Source organism: Candidatus Propionivibrio aalborgensis (genome assembly GCF_900089945.1).
In the GTDB taxonomy this organism is placed as follows: domain Bacteria; phylum Pseudomonadota; class Gammaproteobacteria; order Burkholderiales; family Rhodocyclaceae; genus Propionivibrio; species Propionivibrio aalborgensis.
The window spans coordinates 1-1,113 of sequence record NZ_FLQY01000232.1; the positions used below are offsets into that span (position 1 = coordinate 1).

Consider the following 1,113-nt stretch of genomic DNA (forward strand, 5'->3'; position numbering starts at 1 on the left):
GGGGCTGGAATCATGAAATTTCTGGATCACCTGGAGGAATGGCTGATCACCTTCCTCATTGGCGGCGCCACCTTGATCATCTTCACCGCGGTGATGCATCGCTATGCAGCGGGCGTGCCGATTCCGGTGGTTCAGGACTGGTTGCTGAGTCTCAATCTGAGCTGGGCGCAGGAGCTGTGCATCATCATGTTCGTCTGGATGGCCAAGTTCGGTGCCGCGTATGGCGTGCGCACCGGCATTCACGTTGGCGTCGACGTGCTGATCAACAGCCTGTCGGGCCGGACGCGAGCCAAATTCATCGTCTTCGGCATGTCGGCCGGAGCGTTCTTTACCGGCATCGTCGGCACCCTGGGGGCGCACTTCGTCTGGGAGAACGGTGCCCACTACGCGATCTTCAACGCCTTGGGCTTGGCCACCGGCGACTTGTATCCCGGGCCGACAACGCCCGACCTGGAATGGCAGACATGGATCGTATACAGCGCCATCCCACTGGGCTCCTACCTGATGTGCTTCCGTTTCCTCCAGGTCACCGTCGGCTTCATCCGTACCGGCGAACTGCCGCATCACGATCATGGCCACGTCGACGGCGTTGACGAGGACGAGGTGCCGGTGGACATCAACCCCTACAACATGGACGACGATCTCCACATGCACGATCTCAAGTACAAGAAGCGTCATCCTGAACAGCAAGTCGGCGATGGCGGGACGGCGGCTGACAAGGGAGAACCGAAATGAGCGCCGTGATCATCTTCGTGCTGCTGACCTTCCTGATGCTGTCGGGAATGCCGGTCTCCATCTCGCTCGGTCTGACGGTACTGACCTTCCTGTTCACCTTCACGCAAACGCCGCTCGACTCCGTTGCGCTCAAGCTGTTCACCGGCATCGAGAAGTTCGAGATCATGGCGATCCCCTTCTTCATCCTTGCCGGCAATTTTCTGACGCATGGCGGCGTGGCGAAACGCATGATCTTCTTCGCGACGTCGATGGTCGGCCATTTGCGCGGCGGCCTGGGCCTCAGCGCGGTGTTTGCCTGCGCGCTGTTTGCCGCGGTATCGGGTTCTTCGCCCGCCACCGTGGTGGCGATCGGCTCGATCCTGCTGCCGGCCATGGTCA

2 protein-coding genes are annotated in these 1,113 nt (G+C 60.6%); both read left to right on the plus strand.

The genetic code is table 11. The features are described 5' to 3' along the window. The first annotated feature begins 9 nt into the window (after positions 1-9). Positions 10-735, plus strand: coding sequence for a TRAP transporter small permease (locus PROAA_RS11525; RefSeq protein WP_222102234.1), 726 nt, complete (start codon positions 10-12; stop codon positions 733-735). Continuing rightward, positions 732-1,113: TRAP transporter large permease subunit (locus PROAA_RS11530; RefSeq protein WP_186411483.1), on the plus strand; the 382-nt coding region annotated here is incomplete at its 3' end. The genes PROAA_RS11525 and PROAA_RS11530, both read left to right, overlap by 4 nt.